Below are 20,000 nucleotides of genomic sequence, written 5' to 3'. Positions count from 1 at the left end.
CCCCATTCGGGAGAGGTCCCCGAACACCGGCCGGCACCAATCGGCTCGAACGCACCGGTTACGAGGGCGGCTCGGATCGAATGGGGTCATTCGAGCGACTGTCATAAGATATTCTCATGATAAGCAGGCGATCGCTTGTGTCAATCGGGGAGAAGGCGCGTCCGCGCGTGAACCGGTCCACGCGAGCCCCAAGGAAACGAACCGCGAGGAACGTTTCCTTGGGGCGGTTCGCGGTGATCGATGGCCGACGCCGGGTCGCCTCCGAAAACGGCTCAAACGGTCAGGGCTTCCCGCAGGTACAGATTGACCGGTTTCCCGGCGCGATACAGCTCGAGCAATCGATCCGGCAAATCGTCTCGGAGTGCTTCCTCGGCCGGCAGTTCGACGGAGTAGTAGAACTGCTTCCGGGCGATCAGGGGCTGTTGTTCGCGGACCTCCTTGAACTCCTTGGGCAGGACTTTGTTGGCGTCGCCCTTGATCTCTCCGAACGCGTCGCGGAAACCCTTGGAGGCGAGCACCTCGTCCAACGCCTCGGGATCCTTGGCGATCGCTTGACGCACCTTGTAAAGACTATCCTTGTCCAGCATATAGCTCCCGCCGGCGACCATGACACCGCCGCTGCCTACCTGAAAGTAGAACCCGGGAATCTTACACTTGCGCCCATCCGGCGCGACGTTGGCGCCCATGTGGGTTTTGTAGGGCGTCTTGTCCTTGGCGAAACGAATGTCGCGATTGATACGGAACATCGCTTCCTTGGGCACCACGGAAAGGGCCGGCCCCTCGTTGCTGATCAGGGTGATCATGACCTGAACGAGTTCCGTAAAGGGTTTCTTGACGAAACGCTCGTAGCGCTTCTTGTTTTCATGGAACCACTCTTTGCGGTTGTTGCTTTGCAGCTCTTCAAAAAAACGAAAGAATTCTTCACTCAGAAAAGCCATGGCAGGCACTCCTTTGGAAAAGGTATCGATGGTCTGTAGATGTTTCCATGATCATAACGGCATGGGAAGGGAGAGGTTGCAACGGATCGCATGCCGGGAATGCAAATCACGCGACCGCGATCCTTCACCGGGTACGGGCCTCCTCGGCCCGTCGCTGGAGAAAGACGCGCACCGGTTCGCTGGAGCAGAGGCTTTGGGCCTTGAGAAAGGCATCTGCCGCGGCCTCGCCCATCCCCAGTCGCCGCAGCATTTCACCACAGGCGGCATGGTAGGGATAGTAGGACGCCAAGGCGCTGTGCCCCGCCAACTCGTCCAGCGCGGCGAGCGCCTCTTCGGCACCCTTCGCCTCGGCCAACGCCACGGCGCGGTTCAGCGCCACGATCGGATCGGGCCGGATTTTGAGCAGCATGTCGTAGAGCATCGTGATCCGCGGCCAATCGGTTCTGGCCGAATCGATGGCCAGCGTGTGGCAACTGGCGATTTCGGCTTCGAGATGGAATGCCGTCAGCTCGTCGCCGAACGCCGATCGTTCGAAATGGTGCAGGGCTCGCGCAATCAGTGCACGATCCCAGCAGCTCCGATCCTGTTCGGAAAGCAGCAGTAGACCGCCATGCGCATCGGCCCGGGCCGGCAGGCGCGCCGCCTGAAACAGGAAGAGTGCGGTCAGGGCGTGCACCTTCGGCCGCATCGTGACCGGATGATCGGCCAGCAGGCTGGCCAACCGAATGGCCTCGTGACAGAGATCCGCACGAATCACGACGCTGCCCTCGTGGGGGCTGTGTCCCTCGTTGAACATGAGGTACAGCACGGAAAGCACGGTATCGAGTCGCGATTCGAGTTCCGAGGGGAGCGGCATCGTAACCGCGATCCCCTTTTCCCGAATGCGTCGCTTGGCACGCACCAGCCGTTGCGCGATGGTGCCCTGATTGCACAGGAACGCCCGCGCGATTTCCGATACGCTGAAGCCGCCAGCCGTTTTCAGGGTCAACGCGACCCGGCTCTGGTGGGGAATATCCGGATGACAACAGGTAAAGATCATTCGCAACTGATCGTCGCGCAGCTCCCTGTCGAACCGGGTCCCGCCGACATCGGGTCCGCGACCCTTCGTTTCGCCATGCCACTCGAGCAGGGTAGCCTCGATCGCCTCGCGTTTGCCGCGGAACACGGTTTTCCGACGCAACAGATCGAGGGCCCGGTTCTTGGCGACGGTCACCAACCAGGCCGCCGGATTGTCGGGAACCCCGCAAAACGGCCACTGGCGCATGGCTTTGAGCATGGCTTCCTGAACCACGTCCTCGGCGAGATCCAGGTGTTCGCTGCCAAAGACACGCGCCAGGGTGGAGACCATTTGACCCGCCTGTTGCCGAAACAGGTGGTCGACCAGGCGGCTTACACCACCCGGGTCGTCCGGCGATTCCTTCAGCACACCAAGTCCACCTCGCGCAATTCCACCCGGCCATAATCCAGGTGCGGGCAGGCCTTGGTGATTTCGATGGCGGCATCGTAGTTGGGTGCATTGACGATGAAGTACCCGCCAATCACTTCCTTTGCCTCGCTGAAGGGTCCGTCGGTAATCGAAATACGCCCGTTCTCGTTGCTGAGCTTTTTACCGCCGTCATCCTTGAGTTTGTTGCCGTCGACCAGAATACCCGAGGAGGCGAGCGAGTCGCGCCAAGCGCTGTACTTGGCGATAACCGACTGGATCTCTTCCGGTGAAAGGCCTTCCATCGCGGTGGGTGCATCGTGCAGGATCAACATATACTGGGCCATGTTCATACTCCTTGTGTCATATCGAATCGCGGCCGGCACTTCGTCGAAGCCCGAACCGCGCATCATCTTCCGAGAGTTTGTTCTTTCCATAGCGGAGAACCGATTGGAAAGTCAATGATTGGGTGGGATGACTTCCTCGGAACCCCTTCCTAATCCAAGGACGCACGAGCCGCCCCGGATTCGACATCCCTCTTCCGGGAAGTGCGCCAAGAAAGAGGGACCGCCCGGTTCACCAGCGGAAGTCCGTCAATCTTCGGCACGCTCCATGGCGTTGATGATGTTGGCAAGGTGCTGGCGCGAAATGCCCAAGCTCTCCGCGGTCTTGCTGCGGCTACCTTCGAAACGGTGCAACCGGGCACGAACCAATTGGTGCCGGTTGCGCCGTTCGATTTCACGCAAACCGAGCCGATCGTCGCTTTCGGAGTCACAGGAGGTCGCTTCGGGCAACGTCTCCATGTCTTCGACGGTCACCAGATCTTTTTCGCGGTGAAGCACGAGCGCCCGTGCGATATAGGTCTCCAGCTCTCTGACATTGCCTGGCCAGTCGTAACGCTGGAGCCGCTGCACGAACCCATCCGAAAACCGAGTCGATGCAGCTCCTCGGTGGCGCGTCGCGAAGAACGCCACCAAATCGGGGATGTCCTCCCGACGCTTGCGCAAGGGCGGCAGGATGATGCGCGCACCCATCAACCGGTAATAGAGGTCTTCGCGGAAGGAACCCGCCGCGACCATCTCCTCCAGATTGCGGTTTGTGGCGGTGATGAAGCGAAGGTCCACGCGACGCGGCCGATGCTCGCCCAGCCTGAAGAACTCGCCTTCCTGAAATACACGAAGCAGCAGAGACTGAAGTCGCGGGCCGATGTCGGCGATTTCATCGAGAAACAGAGTTCCACCATCCAAAGCCTCGAGCAGACCCACGCGATCGGCGACAGCCCCCGTAAAGGCACCGCGTACATGCCCGAACAACTCGGATTCGATGAGGCTTTCGGCGTATTGGCTGCAATTGACCGCTCGAAAGGGGGCCTTACTGCGAGCGGACGCGCGATGAACCGCCCTGGCTACCAACTCCTTGCCGGAACCGCTTTCTCCGCCGACGAAAACGGACAGGTTCGAGGGCGCCAGTCGGTCGATCGCATGTCGAACGGAAACCATCGTTTCGCTGTGCCCCACCAATCCGTGATCCGATGCAGGACGTGGCCAGGCCGGCCCCGTGACTAAGGGCGCCGGCGCCAACCGTTGAAGCTCACTTGGCTCGAGAAGGTGTGTCATCCAGCTTGCCAACAACTGACACAATCGCGCAATCTGCCAGTCGGGTGCACCACCACTCTGGGATTCATCGCAGAAAAACCACATCAGGATGGGTTCCGGATTGATACGCTCGATGAGCAGAAGCAGGATTCGCGGCTCGTTGCTCCACGAATTGCCGGGCTCGGGGAGTGACAGGACCCTCGGCGCAGGATCGCCGTCGCCGCGGATCGAATCGTTCAGGAGGCTTCGAATCGACGTCCAAGCGCACGAACGGACTTCCCGTTCGGTCGACCCGACACCGTCGATCACCTGCCAATCATTGCGATGCCGGGTACAAAAGCCCCAGGCACGAAAAGGAAAGAAGCTGTTCACCGCATCCGCCAATCGATTCCAAGTGAATGCCCGAGGTGGATTGGTTCGCGTCTGGAGTCCTTCCAACAGCAGGAAATAGTGTTCCCAAGCATGCCCCGGTAAACGAGGTGCCGTTACGGAGACCGGAAAGTGCCTGGTGATGAAGGAGCCCAGGTGAAGCGGGTGGCGCCGTTCCAGTTGGTGGAAGAAAGCCAACAGGTCGCGGTCGAGACAGTAACCGGGAAGGCACTCCTTCTCGATTGCGGTTCTCACCAGGAATCCGTGTGGTACCGAGAACTCGGAACGCTTTAACTGGGCAACCAACGGCGCCCAGCCATCTGGTGTGGGATTCCGGAGAAAGGCCAAAAATCGGACACGCCAATCAAGGACGGGATCTAGGGAATCATCGGGAGTTCGGACAAGAGAAGGCAAAGAATCGGTTCCCGCGAAGTAATGGGCCCAATCCAATGCGAACCTCAACTCCTGAACCGAGACGCGTTCCACTTGAACCTCGGAGAGTAGGTCCGTGCACGCCTTCAGATCTCGCGAAACGCGTTGGCGCTGCGCGAAAGGGGCTGCCAACAGTTGATCGTGAAGCACCTCGAGTTCGTCGTGCAGCGTTCCTTGCTGCCGGCACCATTTTCGCGCCCGCTCGCTGTTCTTCCGAAAAGATTCCCAGCGATGAGACCACAGGCACCATCGAGCCCGGACCGCAAACCGACGGCGATAGGGATCCGGTCGGCGTGCATCGGATTTGAAGTCATCGAATCGTCCGGACGCGACGATCCCGGCTACCGCATCGAGCGCGCCCACCCGCAGCAGGAACATCGCCCGCACCAGCTCGAGCCGCCCTGCCTCGATCGCAAAACCGGCCGACTCGTAGGCGGAAATCGCATCCTGATACAGGACCTTCGCACGAGCCAGATTCCACATCCGCCCTTCGAGAACGGCTTCCAGTGCGGTCCACCTGGCCCGCCACAGCGGATCTCCCGATGTGGCAACTTCACCGCCAGGGGAGGTCAAGACTTCGAGGGCCCTCTTCTCGTCACCTCGGTGGAGGTGTCGGTGGGCCCGCCACCAGGCAGCCCCTGCAATTCCCGAACTCCATGATTCGATCGTAAAGGAAGGCAATCGCCGATCCGGCGAAGCGATACAAGCCCGCAGTAACGCCGTATTCACGCGCATTCGCCATGGTTCCACCAATTCGGTGCGCAAACCTGGCGTAAATCGCGCCAGTTTGGATCGGGCCTCGAACGCGGGACCCCACTCACCGAGCTCCGCCGCCCACTCGGCCCGCAACACGAGCGCGTGGGCCCGGATTCCTCTTTGGGCGGCGCGTCCCCTGACAATGCGCTCCAGCCATTGTCCCGCCTGATGAACCCGTCCCCTGCTGTAACAACGAAGCGCCTTGGCAAGGCCGTAGACTGCGGCGTAAGAGCGAGACGGTAGGCGCTTTGGTGGACGCGACCAAAGCAGGTCGCACCATTCCTCGAATGATGCCAAGGACTCCAAACCAAACCGGTCCCCCACCTCGGTGAGTTCGCGAGCGAGGTCCAAGTCCCATTGGTCGAGGATGTGATGACGCAAATGGCGCAGACTGGTCTGCGCATTTTTGCGGTGACCCCGCATCAATTGCAGGTAGACACGCTGCACCGGATCGGAGTCCGGTGCGGCAGAGACCCATTGGTCCAGGCGCTCGAGAATGTGCCTCCGCTCGGCTTCGGAAAGCCGTGACCGACAGAATGGACCGAGAAACGGGACATCCAAGACGAAATAGGGTTCATCGGTTAGAGGGTTCCCCATAGACATCCGCCGAGGTGCACCTACCGGACGCAGGAGTTTCGATCGAATCAGGCCGTCCAGGATTCCGGTCAGACGCGGCATACTCGACACGAAAGACAAGGTCGACGCGCACATGGGCACCGCGGACATGGCAACGATCTCCAGGACCAACTGCTCTTTGGGTCTCAAATGTGGCCAACTGCGGTGAAACAGCGCCTCCAAACCCAGACGACCGGATCCGCGAGCAAGGGTAAACGCAAGTGCCAGCAGCTCCGAATGACCCGCAAGACTTTTGAGGGTCCCGGGAGAGCGACAGGGAAGCGCCCCGTCCTTTCCATTCCCAAGGCATGCGCGCTGAAAGGCTTCCGAAGAGTCCGGCTCGGCGTGGTGTTCGGACCAGTCTCCGCGCCACTTCGTTCGAAACCGGCGCAGATGCCGGTGGGCAAAGTGATCCGTCGTGAAAACAAGGCAAATGGGCGTCGCAGGCAACAGTTCGGGCAACATCGCCAGAAGCCGCAGGGAGTTTTCGTCCGCAAAGTGGAGGTCTTCGAGAATCAGGAGCAATCCCCTCTTCGCCGACAATTCTCCGATCATGGGTCGAAGGCGATCGATGAGTACGCTGCGCAACCCCGATGGCGGGGCGGGCCCGGCCGACTTGTCCAGCGCGACGTTCTCTTTGGGGGCAGCGAGGGACAAACTTCTTCGAGCCATGGTCATCAACGCTTCACAGGCCTGAAAAGGCGTGGTCACTTGCCTCGGTACCCAATGATGGAGCGCGAGCCAATCAAGCTTCTCCGCTTCCTCCATCACGGCATTCAATCGCGGCATGAATTCCCGTCCTGGGAAACACCTCAAGATCAGACAGGTCGGTTTCTCGGTCGCTCGCCCCAGGGCCGCCGACAACGCTTGTCGCGATTTTCGATCCCGGCAACCACGCCAGGATGCGAGGCTCGAACCCTCGGGTTCGCCGACTCGCATCCACTCGCGAAACCAGGCTTGTACGGCGGACCAATCCGGCCTGGCCGCCGGCCATGCGGCCCGAAGTCGGGCCGACATGTCTCGACACGCATCCATGTCGTTCGATGATGGTGCCCGGGTCGCTCCTTCCGAATTTTCCACCGTCGGTAGCTCACCCAGGGCTAACCAGTGGAACCACACACCCAGTTGGTACACGGTACTCTTGGGATGTGGCTTTTCTCCGGGACGCACCTCCGGGGGTGCAAACCTCGAATCGAGCCGAACATGTTCGGGAAGAGGTTCTCCAACCGGTAGGGCCCGTTCCAAACCCAGAATGCGCAAATGCTTACCGTCTCTCAGATATACCTGGTCGGGGTTCAGGTCCAACAGGCACAACTCCATTTCACCGAGGAATTGGAGGAAATCCATCAATGCCTTCAAGAACAGGCACCTTTTGGTGAAGCCGATGCGACGGCGTTCATAATCTTTCCATGATTGGTGCTCGCAAGGGCTTTCCACGAGCACGAAACTGCGATCGCCCAGATCGCGCAGGCGATGAATCGGAAACGCGGCATAGTGTCGCAGTTCCGCCAAGCGCTGAAGCAGGGAGATCGGGGTCTCGCTCTTGGGAACCAGCCGCCCCCAATATTCCCGATCTTGAATGAAATCGTGAAAACGCCGGTACGAGCCGGACGCCTCGGCTTGGATCAGTTCGAAGCGAGCATCGACAAGGGTGGGAAACTGGTGAGCCACGGCCCCTCCTTGCGCGCAAACGGGCCCACGGAAGGCAAACCGAGAGCAACGGACACCGCCTCTCGGCCCAGGGTGAACCCGAGCGCAATCCATCACGAGTACATAATTTTGAAAAAGCGATATTCACATTCTAGCGATCAACCCTCCGGAGTCAACAAAAATTTCATTTAAAAAAATAATTCCACAACATTCGTATCTCAAAGAATTTTCCGTTGCAACTCGAGGAACTATCTCGGGACATCGCCTCGGCTTGAGTTCCGCACATTTCGCGGTATGATAGGCCTCCGGTTGAGGGGCCACACGAGGTGTCCCACCATAGCGCGGCCGAGGTTTGATCGATGATTCAATGGCAGGTCATTTCCGTCATTCAGGTTTTGACGATTCTTTTGACGACTATCTTCTGGTTTTCGGGATTCCGACTCGATATCGACAGCGAGCAGGCCGAAACGTTCGGCGGCATTCTGACCACGCTGGTGCTGGCCAGCGGACTGTTGGGGATTTTCAAGGCGCGTTCCGGAATGGTCCCCTTCCCGATCTTGCTGTTCATGGTGCTGCCGGCGTCCTTTTCGGTCGTGCTGAATTTACCGACTCGCACGATTTTCGGCTATCACGCCATCGCCCTGGCGTCCCACCTGCTGGTCATGAGGTTGCAATACCGTGCGGCACGACAGGAGGGCCCCACCGGCTCGGAACCAGAGTGATCTCGTCCCCATTTCCCTATATCCAAGAGGCAGATCTGCAATGCAACACCAACAAAACGAGGACCTCCATCCACCAAACAAGAGAGACCTGTGGTGGTTCGGTCTCGTCACCGGATTGATTGGACTGGTTCCGGCCGCGATCATGTTGACGACGATGAAATTCGAGGAAGGTAACCTCAGTGTTTTGGGCACGGTGTTGGGTGCCTATAGCCTCCCCCGCTTTCTGGCGGGCCTGATCAGCACCGGAGCACCGATCCTTCTCATTCTTCCCTTGGGTTTCCACCACTTACGGGTAGCGCGTCACGGGTTGTTTTGGGTGCTCGCCTTCCTGAATCCCTGTCTGTTGCTGGCACCGGCACTGTTGGCGGGATGGCTCGTCGGGGGTGGGTTGGCCACCGAACTCCTGATTTCCTTGGCACTCGTCTGTCTTTGGCACGGCTGCTTCGTGATGTGGACGGAAGCGCTGGGTTCGTGGTTTTCGCGGGCCGTGACGACGCTCCTATACGCCGGTTTTTGGGCGACGACCGGGTTCCTGCAGTACCTGGATCAGTACCTGCTGTCCTATCTCGAACTGAACCTGTCTTGGCCCCGATTCTTCATTTGGACGTTGCCCCAAATCGGCGCCATCAACGGCATTCTCGACAATTATCTGGGCGGAGGGTCCCTGACCTTCGGGAACGTGGGTCCCGCGTTGATTCAGGTCCCGGTTTTGGCTGCCCTGCTCGTCCTGCGTCACCGCACGGAGCGGGCCGGCTCCGCACTCAACACTGAATCCCCAACGCCTTGATGCGGTTGTAGAGGGTTTTGACCGAAACGCCGAACCGTCTGGCGACGCGCTCGCGATGGCCACTCTCTTCTTTCAGCAACAACTCGATCATGGTTCGCTCCAACTGGCCTTCGAGCCGGGACAGGTTGTCCTTGAAAGAGCGGTTCAGGTCCAAATGAAATCGGAGTCCCACATTTTCGGCAGAATCGAAGAGATTGGCCGGAAAATGGTTCACATCCAATGGCTGGCCCTGACTCAGGATGATCGCGCGTTCGAGCAGGTTTTTGAGTTCGCGGACATTGCCCGGCCAGTGGTAGGCCTGGAGCTGCGCCAGCAACTTGGGTGAAATATCGGCATGGCCGAATCGGGCCTGGCGCAGGATCGCGGAGATCAGCAACGGCAAATCGCCTCGGCGGTCCCGCAACGGCGGAATATCGATGGGAAACACCGCCAACCGGTAGTAGAGATCCTCGCGGAACCAGCCTTCGCGCGTACCGGTCTTCAAATCGCGGTTGGTTGCGGCGACGACCCGAATATCCGACTTCAGAGTGCGGCTGCCACCGACCCGACGAAACTCCTTGGCCTGAATCACGCGCAATAGTTTTGGCTGGAGCGACAGGGGCATTTCCCCGATTTCGTCCAGAAACAGGGTGCCGCCGTCAGCCATCTCGATCAGGCCCGCCTTCTTGCCGACCGCACCGGTGAAGGCGCCCTTTTCGTGGCCGAACAGCTCACTCTCGATCAATTCACCGGGAATCGCGGCACAGTTGATGGAAACGAGAGCGCCCACCGCCCGCCGACTATTGCCGTGAATGTACTTGGCAAACAGTTCCTTGCCGACACCGGACTCGCCCAGGAGCAAACAATTGGCATCGCTGGGGGCCACTTTTTTGGCCATGGCCAGAGCCGCTTTCAGGGCGGGTGCCTGCCCGATGATCTCCTCGCTCTCGGTCACGCTCTGCGCTTCGTGGAAGGTATCCTTGCGACGCAGGCGGCGATGCTCCAGGGCGCGCTCGATCACGATCTTGAGATGGTCCAGATCGATCGGCTTCTCGAGAAAATCGAAGGCGCCGGCACGGGTCGCCTCGACCGCCAGTTTGATCTCGCCAAACGCGGTCATCAGGATGACGAGGTAGTCCGGATCGCGCTCCTTGAGTTGTTTCAGGAAATCCATACCGTTGGCGCCCGGCAACATGTAATCGGTGAGGACCAGCGAAAACTCACGTACGGCCATCGCTTTGTGGGCATCCTCCACGGAACCGGCCTCGACGACCATGTACCCTAGATTCCGTAGGAATTCGGCATACACCTGGCGCAAGCCGGGCCGATCCTCGATGAGTAATATGCTGTCCATGCGTCGTGCCTCAATCCATGTTTTTGGGGAGATGGCAGATCAGCGTGGTGGGCAATCCTTCGCGAACTTCGAGGCTGCCACCGTGTTCCAGCATGATCTTGCGTGAATGGAACAAGCCTAACCCCGTTCCCGTCTTCTTGGAAGTCACGAAGGGCACAAAAACCTTTCCTGTCACGTTTTTGGCGAATCCGGGCCCCCGGTCTTCCACCCCGATCCTCATTTCGTGGGGATCTTCCGCCACCCAGATTCGCACCCAGGCGGAAGGCGCCCGGTCTCCGTCCCCGGCACCGGCAACCGCTTCCAACCCGTTGAGGATCAGATTGTTGATCACGGTCGTGAGAAGAATTCGGTCGCCGCGGACCTCACCCGCCAACTCGGAATCGGCCGGAAACGAAACGCGTTCGCCCCATTCGTGTCCCTGCCAGTGATCGACCAGCTCGGCAAACCATTCCCGCAGCGGGATGACCTCCTTGCGTACGGACTCTCCCTCGCTGGACTTGCGAAAGGCGGTTACGAACTTGAGCAGGTGATCCACTTCCAATTGGATCTTCTCGGTGTTCTGTTCCACGTTGCCGTACTTCATCATCTGCAGCCGACCCTGGACCACGGCAAGAGAGTTTTTCACCTCGTGGGTGATGCCGCTCGCCATTTCCCCCATCAGCGCCAGCTCCCGCTTCAGGCGCACCTGCTCCTCCAATGCGTGGAAGCGCGTCCGGTCCTGCATGGTGAACAGGAACTGGAGATCGGGCAGCTCGGTAAGGGTCAAGTGCACGATCTTGGGCATACCGTCGATGTAGAGGGGCACCCCACTCTTGCTTTGCTCCCCCAGGGAGCGCATTTCCAGCCATTGGCCGTTGAGCGTGTCCGAAATGGTGCCCAACGACTGCCCCTTGATCGAATCGACCGAAAGCGTATCCAAAAACAAGCCGTTGGCGTATTGCACGCGCCCGTTGAAGTCCAACACCGCAACCGCCACGGGAATGTGGTCCATGATGGTGCGGTGCAACAGGTTCAGCGCTTCGAGAGCCATGGTCGATTCGCGTTGACTGCGAAGCGCCTCCTGCTCGCCGTAACTCCGCTCGCGCAGGGTCTCCACCAACAGTTCCTGCACGGAGCGCTCGCGTGGTAGCGGACGCCCTTCGCGCCGCATCAACAGCATGACCAAGCGAATGCCCATGAGCAGCACGAACACCAGAACGAGTGTCAGGACCAGCAAAATGGGCAGAAGATCATCCGACATGCCGGACCCCCAGCGAAGGAGCGAACCTAACCCAACTCACCGCACACGACGCCGAACGGGAAGGGGTTCGTTCCCACATGCCACGAAGGGGAAATCACTAGGCCTCTTCCGGCTTCCGCCGAGAAATGACAAACGCCACGACGAGAATGACGACGCCAAGCCCGATCACGAGAGCACTCGCGGTCCAATCGACCTGGGGTTCGCCTGCCGGCAGCGTTTCGGCACCGGCATTCGCTTGATCGCCCGTATTGACGGTCAATTCCAAGGGTATGTTGAAGAAGGAAAGATACGAGGTATAGCTTTGCTTGGGCGCTTCCGCGTCCGGAAAGCGGATCTGGACCACGTTGTCGAAGATGCCCCTGATTTCCTCTTGGTGGACATCGTAGTGATCGCCCTTGGACATCAAGGTATAGACCAGTGCGCCTTCAGTGGAAATCCACACTTTTCGGGCCAGCACTCGCCCCTCGCCGGCGTTACTTTCGTCGGGGGCGTACCGAAACCCGACCTCGAAACTCGTGCCGTCTTCCGATGTGGTGGGCGGCATGGCCACGGTTCGCTCGCCCTTGGAGGGAAAACCGGGCAACAGGTCTTTGTCCCCGAGAAATTGGAAAAACTGTTCCTCGGTGACGGCTGGAGCCATCCGATAGAGATCACCGGGATACCATTGAATGGACACGCCATAGGACCAGGTACCCGAGGCACTGAAAAAAACGCCGTGGCAATTGTCGATGTAGTCGGTATTCAGTAACCCGTACATGTGTTGCGCATGTTCTTCGTGCGCCAACCACACTCCCGGTGGAACGGTATATTGGTAGGGTCCCATCTCGATGACATTGCCCTCGTTAATGGGGCGAAACTCCATTTTTTCTCCACCACCTTCCGAATGATGGCCATCATCGGTGCCGGTATGGAATCCCAATATGAGTAGCGCAAGAATGAGCATACAAACCAACCCCAAAAAAACACGTTATCAACTGGATCCCTAGTATATATCGCTCCGGTTCATTAAACCAGCGACCAATGGGATCTTGATCCTATGCGGTCCATTCGAGACCATCGGCGCCCGCTGAATCGATACCACGCCAAATCGAGAAAAACCATACTACCGATCTTATTCAAAAGTCGGTCTTCATGGGACAAAGTGAAAATTCTCGATGCCATAAACGCAAAAAGCCCCCTCGAGAAGAGGAGGCTTTTCAGCTAAATCTGAATCGAAGCGATTACGGGCAAGCGGTTCCCGGATGCTTGTTCAGAGACTGGAGTTCGTCACCGTCGGCATCGGTAATATCGATTTCAACGTTACACACACCAGCAGCATCGTTGCAGAGCATGCACCACTCACCGTCGCAAAGCTGACAACCTGCGGTGAAAGCCCATGCGATCACGACCTGAGCGGCAGCGGGAGTAGTCGGGGTGTAGGTGTGGTTGGGAATGTCGGGAAGACCGGAACCCATGGTGACGTCCACGCCGCTTTCGGGGTGAACACCGTGTACACGGCCGTTGGTTTCAAAAGTGAGCAACTGCAGGTCGCCGGTATCTTCGAACCAGGTCATTAGAGGCTGTTTCAAATCGTTGCACGCGCCGATAGACTTCATGGCGGTGGCTTTTTGGCGGAAAATGGAGTACATGGGCAGAGCGATAGCTGCCAGGATGGCGATGATGGCAACAACGACCATGAGTTCGACCAAACTAAAACCTTTTCTTCTCATCTCGAAAGACTCCCTTTTGTCAAAGTCCAGCGTATTGCTGATGCCCTGTCTTTGAGCAAGCCCATTGCCAAATCCCGAAGATGTTCATACCAACCGTAGCCCTTCAAACACAAGCTGTTTGTTATCAAGATGTTTACTCAAAAATTTAATTCGACCCCCGATGACCCTCTTTGGTGGCACCCGTTGGTTAGGTAACAGGGATCACATTCCCCCCGGCTCACCTGACACTTTTTGCAACCATAGCCGCAACGAGCTGACACTTTCTGTCACCCATCTCGGCATTCGGCCCCAGGATCGTGCCACCGTTTCACGGCTGCCGTCCAGAAAGAGAATTCAGCCACAAATACAATAATTCATGTCGTTTAGATCTCATCCAAAAATGAGAGAACGCATGGTGAAGAGGGTAGGGCTTCAGGTTCTAAACGGCAAATCTCGGCGATGCCAATGACTCACGAGTTGAATGGCCACACCGGCCCATACGCCGGCTTTGGCGTGGTCGCATACTCTCCGCGAAGCCGACAATAGCTCTCGCGGAGAGCAGGCTGGACGATTACCGGCGAATCGTTTTCCACACTCAATCTCGGGTCGGTTCGGCCCCTTCAGCGGCAGGAACGGTTTCAACCGGCGCTTTGAAGCGATCCAACAAGCCGCAGTCACTCCTGGGGAATGGGGATTCCTCGGCCTGAACCTCATCCAATCGAAAATCCGCCAGCTCGCTCTCCGGAAAAATCGAAAACCGATGTCCCGTTTGACGCAGCTCATCCAGGAGCAGGCGATGGCGGTAGGTGGATTCGGCGGAGAGTCTGGGCACATTCTCGTCGTGGATCGCCATGTAAAGCAGGTTTTCGCTCAACTGGTATTCATTCAATAATAGGAAGCGACCAGCCAGGGCCTGAAGGTCTCGGACCTCTTTCGATTTGAGCAGGTATAAATAGGAAACACTCGTCTTGACGCTGCCCCTCGCCAGCGCGATACCGCTGGCGACGCGGATCACGTGATCGCTCTGAATCAAATGGGGCGGTGGTTTCTGCAAAAAGGCCTCTTTGTCCTCGGCTTCGCGATAGGCGTGCGTGTATTCGAGAATCTTCCGAACCCAATTGCGACTGGGGAGGTGTTCGGCCGCAAAGCGATACTCCTCCTCGAGCGTATCCAGCAGGCTCTCGTCCCAACAATCCGGCCAGATCAATAAATGGCCGGTCACGGCCAGATCGCCCTGATTCTTTCGGAACAAACTGGCCGAGGCATCGGCGGTGTCCAGGAGAAAGCGCCCGGAGCGCATGTAGTTTCGAAAATCGGCGACGTCGTTGTCGGAGAGGATGAAATCGAATCCCCAGCGATCGTCTTCCTCCCGAAGAACCTCGATGGATGCGTAGGTATGTTGGTAGCGGCGAAAGAATTCATAGGAATAAAGGATATTGGTACGACCATCGATATAGACTTTCATTTCCGGCGCCATGTAATACGCGAAAAAACCACCGAAATCGAATTTGTTATAGACCTTGCCTTTATATTGTTTCCTGGTCGCCTGATCGATTGCACCGAACGGGTAATGAGATTCTCTCAAAGAATGCATCAACGGTACGCGAAACAGGGAATACCCTAGCTGGCCATAGTTGAAGATCATGACAATCCATACAAAAACCAAAGCGAAGGTCTTTAACTGTCGACGTAACTGGTACCAAATTTTTTCCAGGGACAACTCTGGTAACACAATGGCCCAAACGATCATTTGCATGAAAATCATGATCGAAAAGATACGCACTGCGGTGATCGACTGATAGGCCATAAAGAGCAGGGTAATGAAAAAGCCATAGTAACCCCGCTGCAATAGTAGGAACAGGAGAATCACCAACAAACCCCAGCTTACTCGCAAATAGGATTTGAGCAGACCCGAGTGAAAGGCCAAATACTCTTGGGTCACGCTCTTCCAGCGGGGATCGAAGTCCAGTGCCGCCAAGATCGGGTGACCCAAATCGTGGCGCAGAAATCCGATGGCCAACAGGGCGAGGCCCGAACCGATCAGAAACCCCCAATCGCGGGGTTTGAAATTCTTGACCTTCAGGTACTCGATGGCTTTTTCGATGAATAAAGGACCTGCAACGATGTACACAAAGATCGATGACACGTGCAGGTTGTTCCAGACGAGGATCAAGCCCGCGATCATCGCCATATATTTCACGGTGAAATGTTCACGTGCACGCCATACGAGATATATCGCGATGATGACCAGTGGGTAGGTCATGAGCTCGGGTCGCGCCGGTGCACGTGCAATCATCGCTCCGGTTGCGAGGGGCAATATGAAGAAGTGTGCCAGATAGTGGGTTTTGTTTCTCCAGAGCAATAGAAACAACATGGTGACGGCCGGTACCCAAAACAGAAGTTTGAAAGACTGAACACCACGCAATACGCCGAAATAATGGACGAACTCATATAGTGCAACCTGAAAGGCGACCGGTACATAAAAAATCTCTTCGCCACCATGGGTGAAACTCAGGTGATCGACGAAAGGACTCAATCCTTTGGTGACAAAGTCTTCCCCCATCTTCAAATGCCAAAAAAGATCCCAGGAGAACACCAGGGAAAACGCCCGGTAGACCAACATGGTCAAACACAATAGGTAATTCGCCACCAAGGCGCATGCGAGGCCCCTACTCTTCATGTGCATCGATCCTTCTTCATCAAAAATCCGGCCGGGCTTCGCTCCAGTCCTGTCAAGGCGTGTCGCGCCTGCGGATGAGTGCAGGATAGCGGGACCAACCCATCGAATCGGTCCAAGCTATCGGCGGCTTGGCGCCCTGAATCCTGGCGGCTCTGGTCATGGTAGCAAAAAGCACTGTTGAATGGACCCACGAACACGTCACCGAAGCGGCGTTTCATCCGTTCGAGGCCGCTCGCGAAAGGTCGCCGCGCGGCTAGGCGTGAGAACGAAAAAGATCCGGTTCGTCATCCTCGACCGAATCCAGTTTTCGTTTGATTTGCGCGGGAACACCCGCGAGCAACAGGTTGTCGCCAAAACTCTTGGTCACCACGGCACCACCCGCCGTCTGGCACCGTTCTCCCAGTTCGATGTTGTCGATGATGACGGTGCCCACCCCGATGAACGAATAGGCGCCGATCCGGACAAATCCCGCGGATTTCACGCCCGGCCCGAAAAACGTATGTCCGTCCAGCATCACGTCATGGGCCAACACACAGCCCGTGTTGAGCAGCGAGTTGGGTCCGATACGGCACCGGTGATCGATCGTGCAGCCCGGAAACACGATACTTCCCGGGGCCAGGTCCGCCCCCCGATCCACGTAGGCGTGGGGATGGACATAACGGGCGAACGAAAGACCCATCTCCACGAGCCGGAGATACAGACCGGCACGGAATGCCAAATGTCGGTAACCGATCGCCATGACCAACGAAGAAAACAGCTTGCGCTCCGACGATTGCCGAATGTCATTGACACCACCGAGAATATCCAGGCCTCGCACCCGGCTCCCCTTTTCCTGGAAATCGTCGAAGGCCCCGACAACCTCGTAGCGGTCCGGCTTGGCCGCGAAATGATGGGCGAGGAGCACACCCAAATCACCCGCGCCGATTAACGCAACCTTCTCTTTCATCGCCAAACTCCTCATCAGGGTCGATGTTGATCGCCCTGAAAACCGTGAACACAGGCCTCGCCTTGACTTCCGAATAAATGCGTCCGACGTAATTTCCAATGATGCCCAGGAGGATGATTTGTATGCTACCAACAAAAAGAATGGATACAAACAGCGATGTCCAGCCGGTAAGCGCGACGTTGAAAAAAACCTTGCGAATCACGGCCCAAAGTCCATAGCCGAGCGATATGGAGAGCAACCAGATCCCGGTCCCGATCGCCAAATGGATGGGCTTGTCGCTAAACGAGGTGATCGCCTTCAATGCCAGAGCGATGCGCTTCTTGACATTGAACTTCGATACTCCCGCAAAACGCTTGTGGTGGGCCACCGCCATGGACGTTCGCCGCATGCCCACCAACATGAAGATCCCTTCGATGAAGCGCAGGCGCTCGGCATATTTCAAAAATTCCGAAGCGAACTGTCGGTTGAATATCCGCATCACGGATAAATTCTCCGGGATGTCGAGCCCGGTCAATCGGTTGAGGAAGGTCCAGAACAGTTTGGAAAAAAGGCGCGTCGACAGGGAGTCTTCACGGGTTTTACGAACCCCGAACACCAGGTCGTAACCTTCTTGCGCTTTTCGATAGAAATCCATGATCGCTTCCGGCGGATCCTGGAGATCGGGATCCATCATGATCATGTGTTCACCGCGAGCGTAGGTGATCCCGGCGGTGATGGCCGCCTCCTTCCCGTGATTGCGGGACAGTTGGATCAGCTTGATTCGGTCGTCCCGCTCGGCCATTTCGAGAACCAAGGGCACGGTTCGATCCTGACTGCCGTCATCGACGAAGACGATTTCGTAGGTGATCGCCTGATCCTTCAAAGCCGCGCGGACTTGAGCGACGAATTCCTCCACGCATTCTTCCTCGTAATAGAGGCACACGATCAATGACAGTTCCGGATGCGATGCGGCCTTGTCGGTCACGGGGTTCCTCCCTCTGTGTGTTCCCAATCCGGAATCAGCGCGTCAACATCGTCGCCAACACGCTCAAATCCTTTACTTTGATACAGTCGGCCACATCAGGATAAAATCCAGCCCGATCCACCAAAACGGGATGAAAACCACAGGCACGGCTTCCCACGACGTCGGCGAGATACTCGTTGCCCACGTAGAGGCAGGCTTCCGCATCGATACCCACCCGCTGGAGGAATGCCCGAAAAATTTCGGGGTCGGGTTTCTCCGAGCCCAAGTCTTGTGAAGCGAAGGCCGCTCGAAAATAGGAAGACAGTTTGTTCTTCTCCAGGACCCGCGGCAGGTGACGGTCCCAGTTGGCCAGTACGTACAGGGGTAACTTGGGAAAGAGATCTTCCAAACAGAGCCATGTATCGGAAAACACCCGCCACTGGACCATTTTGGGAAATTGTTTCTGGAAGAGCGCGTTGACCCGCTTCCATTTCGATTCGATGCCCAACTGAATGCAAATCATGCGATTGAACCGATCGTAGTACGCCACGCGGTCACCGGCATCTCGCTCACGACTGGACTTCTGCGGCATGGCGAACTCGACCGTTCGATAGGCCTGCTGAATGAACGGGAGTGGGATATCCAAGTCCAATTGGGTCAGCAGTGTGTGGGCACACTCCCACTTTTCCGGCACCAGATCCACCAGCGTACCGCCGCAGTCGAACACCACGTACTTGATACGACGCAAACTGGGATCACTCATCATCGACTCGCTCTTGGGGCACCACCAACTCGGAAAAAATGCGATAGACGCGAACGGGCTCGACCTCGGCCCTTTCAATCGGCCGGCCTTTCAAAAAGTGCTCGGCGATACGCAGCGGGCCATTGAATCCACAGGCAACCCGCAAGCCGGTCGTCCCCGAGAAGCGAGGGTTGATTTCAAAGACACGAGGAATCCCATCGGCATCCAACCGAAATTGCAGGTTCACCGGTCCCGTGCCGGGAAAGCGCGCTCCGAAATCTTCGATGAAGCGATTGACGCCGGGCAGGTCGACGACAGTCGCGTCCATGGTGGTGCCGTCCACCAGGCGCCGCTCGAAGCAAATGTAATCGCGCAATCCATGCTGCTCGTCGAACAGGAGGCCGGCCGTATACTCGCGCCCCTCGACGTACGCTTGCACACAATAGGAGGGATCCCTGAGTTCGGCACATTGGCGAAGATCGTTGGGACGATCGATCATCAGAAGGCCTTTCGATCCATGCCCGCGTCTCGGCTTGACGATGACCGGCAACTCGACGAAGGACAACACCTCGTCCACGGATACAGGGCATTCCAGGGTTTTCAAAAACGGCAGGTACAACTGCTCGAACAAACGCGCGGTCTCCAGCTTGTCCGTGCAGGCGACGATCAACGACTGCTCCGAAATCACGACCTTGCAGCCCGTTTCCCGCTCGATTTCTCCACAGCGCCCGCTGATCACGCTGATTTCGGAATCGATCCCGAGCAGCAACAAATCGATCTCGAACCGCCTCAACACCTCGATCATGCACGGGACGTACTCGAGCGAGCGTACCGGAGGCATGCGCTCCCAAGCGTCCACCAAAAAGTAACCGGCGCAGGTCTCGCTGTAATCCAAACCCACCAGATAATAGGGGGACGGGGCTTGACGCAGGCCCTTGATGATTCCCTGAGCCACGTTCCCACTCACTCCCGTGATCGCGATGCGATTTCGAAGTGCCATCGTCATCCAGGCTCCTCCGCCAGAAACCACCTGAGATTTACAGCGAGAACGTATTTTTCATAAACAACTGAATATTCACGCCATACGCTCTGATTCCCAGATTCTTTATAACCCAATCCAAGTCTCTTTACAAGTGAACCC

The 20,000-nt window shown here is 57.4% G+C and carries 15 protein-coding genes; 2 read left to right on the top strand and 13 right to left on the bottom strand.

What is annotated here, in order from left to right:
• Nucleotides 1-272 precede the first annotated feature (272 nt).
• The 4 genes from J3U87_RS17875 to J3U87_RS17860 form a co-directional block, all read right to left on the bottom strand.
• Entirely contained in the window at nucleotides 273-938 is a 666-nt protein-coding gene (locus J3U87_RS17875; protein WP_237384419.1) for a DUF2461 domain-containing protein, read from the bottom strand.
• A 124-nt stretch (nucleotides 939-1,062) separates the two neighbouring features.
• Nucleotides 1,063-2,364: an RNA polymerase sigma factor gene (locus J3U87_RS17870; RefSeq protein ID WP_237384418.1), complete on the bottom strand. Its 1,302-nt coding sequence runs from the start codon at nucleotides 2,362-2,364 to the stop codon at nucleotides 1,063-1,065.
• Nucleotides 2,358-2,708 (bottom strand): YciI family protein, encoded by a 351-nt coding sequence (locus J3U87_RS17865; protein ID WP_237384417.1) that lies wholly within the window; start codon nucleotides 2,706-2,708, stop codon nucleotides 2,358-2,360. Before J3U87_RS17865 ends, J3U87_RS17870 begins: the two co-directional genes overlap by 7 nt.
• A gap of 246 nt (nucleotides 2,709-2,954) precedes the next feature.
• Nucleotides 2,955-7,799 (bottom strand): sigma 54-interacting transcriptional regulator, encoded by a 4,845-nt coding sequence (locus J3U87_RS17860; protein ID WP_237384416.1) that lies wholly within the window; start codon nucleotides 7,797-7,799, stop codon nucleotides 2,955-2,957.
• 338 nt (nucleotides 7,800-8,137) lie between these two features.
• Here J3U87_RS17860 and J3U87_RS17855 point away from each other — a divergent pair, with 338 nt between their 5' ends.
• Nucleotides 8,138-8,500: a hypothetical protein gene (locus tag J3U87_RS17855; RefSeq protein ID WP_237384415.1), complete on the top strand. Its 363-nt coding sequence runs from the start codon at nucleotides 8,138-8,140 to the stop codon at nucleotides 8,498-8,500.
• 40 nt (nucleotides 8,501-8,540) lie between these two features.
• Nucleotides 8,541-9,287: a hypothetical protein gene (locus J3U87_RS17850; protein WP_237384414.1), complete on the top strand. Its 747-nt coding sequence runs from the start codon at nucleotides 8,541-8,543 to the stop codon at nucleotides 9,285-9,287.
• Here the strand turns inward: J3U87_RS17850 and J3U87_RS17845 are convergent.
• From J3U87_RS17845 to J3U87_RS17805, 9 genes are all read right to left on the bottom strand, one after another.
• Complete coding sequence (locus J3U87_RS17845; RefSeq protein WP_237384413.1) at nucleotides 9,262-10,620, bottom strand: sigma-54-dependent transcriptional regulator; 1,359 nt, start codon at nucleotides 10,618-10,620, stop codon at nucleotides 9,262-9,264. The genes J3U87_RS17850 and J3U87_RS17845 overlap by 26 nt on opposite strands.
• A 10-nt stretch (nucleotides 10,621-10,630) precedes the next feature.
• Nucleotides 10,631-11,860: a sensor histidine kinase gene (locus tag J3U87_RS17840; protein ID WP_237384412.1), complete on the bottom strand. Its 1,230-nt coding sequence runs from the start codon at nucleotides 11,858-11,860 to the stop codon at nucleotides 10,631-10,633.
• Between the two features lie 97 nt (nucleotides 11,861-11,957).
• Nucleotides 11,958-12,722, bottom strand: a complete 765-nt coding sequence (locus J3U87_RS17835; RefSeq protein ID WP_237384411.1) for a hypothetical protein — start codon at nucleotides 12,720-12,722, stop codon at nucleotides 11,958-11,960.
• Between the two features lie 358 nt (nucleotides 12,723-13,080).
• Nucleotides 13,081-13,569 (bottom strand): prepilin-type N-terminal cleavage/methylation domain-containing protein, encoded by a 489-nt coding sequence (locus tag J3U87_RS35010; protein ID WP_272932501.1) that lies wholly within the window; start codon nucleotides 13,567-13,569, stop codon nucleotides 13,081-13,083.
• Nucleotides 13,570-14,143: 574 nt separating this feature from the next.
• Complete coding sequence (locus J3U87_RS17825) at nucleotides 14,144-16,228, bottom strand: hypothetical protein (RefSeq protein ID WP_237384410.1); 2,085 nt, start codon at nucleotides 16,226-16,228, stop codon at nucleotides 14,144-14,146.
• Between the two features lie 253 nt (nucleotides 16,229-16,481).
• Nucleotides 16,482-17,174, bottom strand: a complete 693-nt coding sequence (locus J3U87_RS17820; protein WP_237384409.1) for an LbetaH domain-containing protein — start codon at nucleotides 17,172-17,174, stop codon at nucleotides 16,482-16,484.
• Nucleotides 17,140-18,096: a glycosyltransferase family 2 protein gene (locus J3U87_RS17815; RefSeq protein ID WP_420038310.1), complete on the bottom strand. Its 957-nt coding sequence runs from the start codon at nucleotides 18,094-18,096 to the stop codon at nucleotides 17,140-17,142. The genes J3U87_RS17820 and J3U87_RS17815 overlap by 35 nt, the downstream gene beginning before the upstream one ends.
• A gap of 76 nt (nucleotides 18,097-18,172) precedes the next feature.
• Nucleotides 18,173-18,880 carry an HAD family hydrolase gene (locus J3U87_RS17810; RefSeq protein WP_237384408.1) on the bottom strand — a complete coding sequence of 236 codons (708 nt, stop codon included), beginning with the start codon at nucleotides 18,878-18,880 and terminating at the stop codon, nucleotides 18,173-18,175.
• Complete coding sequence (locus tag J3U87_RS17805) at nucleotides 18,873-19,859, bottom strand: ATP-grasp domain-containing protein (protein WP_237384407.1); 987 nt, start codon at nucleotides 19,857-19,859, stop codon at nucleotides 18,873-18,875. Before J3U87_RS17805 ends, J3U87_RS17810 begins: the two co-directional genes overlap by 8 nt.
• Nucleotides 19,860-20,000: the final 141 nt, after the last annotated feature.

It is taken from the genome of Sulfidibacter corallicola (genome assembly GCF_017498545.1).
GTDB lineage: Bacteria > Acidobacteriota > Holophagae > Acanthopleuribacterales > Acanthopleuribacteraceae > Sulfidibacter > Sulfidibacter corallicola.
Note: the sequence above shows the minus strand (reverse complement) of the source record. Positions and strands in the feature narration are given on the sequence as shown.